Here is a 1,650-nt window from a genome sequence, read left to right on the forward strand (position 1 = left end):
GCTTTCATATTGGCGGATAAATCCATTAACAGCTGATTGCGGCGTTCTTCCGGGAAGAAGTTAATAATCCGGTCCAGTGTCTGGTTGGCATTGTTAGAATGTAGTGTCCCCAGACAGAGATGCCCTGTCTCGGCAAAGGCAATCGCATGTTCCATGGTTTCCGTATCCCGGATTTCACCAATCAGAATTACATCGGGTGCCTGACGCAAGGTATTTTTTAAGGCATTATGCCAAGAATGGCTATCTACACCGACCTCGCGATGGGTGATCATTGACTTCTTATGTTTATGTACATATTCCACCGGGTCTTCTACGGTAATGATATGGCCTGCTGAGTTTTCATTACGATAATCAATCATCGCAGCAAGCGAAGTCGACTTACCTGAACCTGTACCGCCCACGACGAGTACCAGACCGCGCTTTTCCATAATCACATGCTTGAGTGACTCTGGCAATTTTAACTTCTGGAAATTCGGAATTTCTGCAGTGATGGTCCGGATTACCATACCGACATTGAGCTGCTGCTGGAACACGTTGACACGGAAACGTGAAATGCCCGGTACAGTAATGGCAAAGTTACATTCCAGTTCTACTTCATATTCTTTACGCTGCTTTTCGTTCATCAGCGAATAGGCAAACAGTTTGGTTTTTTCTGGGGTAAGTTCCTGTTGCCCAAAAGGTTTCATTAATCCCTGATGCTTGATACTCGGAGGAAAGTCTGCGGTAATGAACAGGTCTGAACCACCATATTCAACGACCTTGGTCAGCATATGGTGCATAAACTTACGTGCTTCTTCTAATAACTCTGCCGTGAACATATTTTCCTCTGTAATGCACAATGGTATAAATCTTCAAAAAAAGACTCATATCAATATATTTTGATTTTATTGTGCAGCGTTTATTCAAAAGCCTCAAACACATTTGATTTCTAAAGATAATTTTTTTAAATAATTCTGTGACCTGATTCAAGGAAAATAAAAATAAAGGGAAATGATCATTATGAAATTAAAATCTAATATTTATAACTATTGATAAATTAGAGTTCAGATTTTATAAGAATGAATTGGAAACTTATCGAAATAAATCCGCCTCCATACTATTTTTTGAATAAGGAAATTAAATTAAAAATCTTGGTGGCTAAAGCTTTGTGATCTTTAAACCATTACTGAAAATTTATCATCCAACTCAACTGCATTTGAATGGAGCTTGATTTCAGTAAAATGCTGTATGTCAGATTCTGGAAAGTGTAATTTCCTTAGACTGTTCCAGTATCCTCATTTTACTTCCTTCTTCCTGAAGAGCCGGATTGATGCGACTGCTCTTTAATTTGATCTGCAAACGCATTTCATTACTTGAATCTGCATTACGCAAAGCTTCGTCATAAGAAATAACTCCCTGGTTGTACAAATCAAATAATGCCTGGTCAAAGGTCTGCATGCCGAGTTCACGCGAACGCGCCATAATAGTTTTCAGCTCGTAAAAATCTCCTTTACGGATAAAATCAGACACCAGCGGCGTATTCAATAAAATTTCAACAGCAGCTCTACGGCCTTGCCCACCCTCGATACGGATCAAACGTTGCGAAATCACAGCTTTCATATTGGCGGATAAATCCATTAACAGCTGATTGCGGCGTTCTTCCGGGAAGAA

At 39.8% G+C, this 1,650-nt stretch carries 1 protein-coding gene and 1 pseudogene; both read right to left on the bottom strand.

Annotation, left to right across the window (positions count from 1 at the left end; all coding sequences use genetic code 11):
• A partial coding sequence (locus HADU_RS11495) for a PilT/PilU family type 4a pilus ATPase (protein ID WP_008306634.1) occupies window positions 1–818 on the bottom strand: 818 nt, incomplete at its 3' end.
• 412 nt (window positions 819–1,230) lie between these two features.
• Window positions 1,231–1,650, bottom strand: a pseudogene (locus HADU_RS11500) (type IV pili twitching motility protein PilT); the annotation flags it as partial.

It is taken from the genome of Acinetobacter sp. HA (assembly GCF_000264725.1).
Lineage (GTDB): Bacteria > Pseudomonadota > Gammaproteobacteria > Pseudomonadales > Moraxellaceae > Acinetobacter > Acinetobacter schindleri.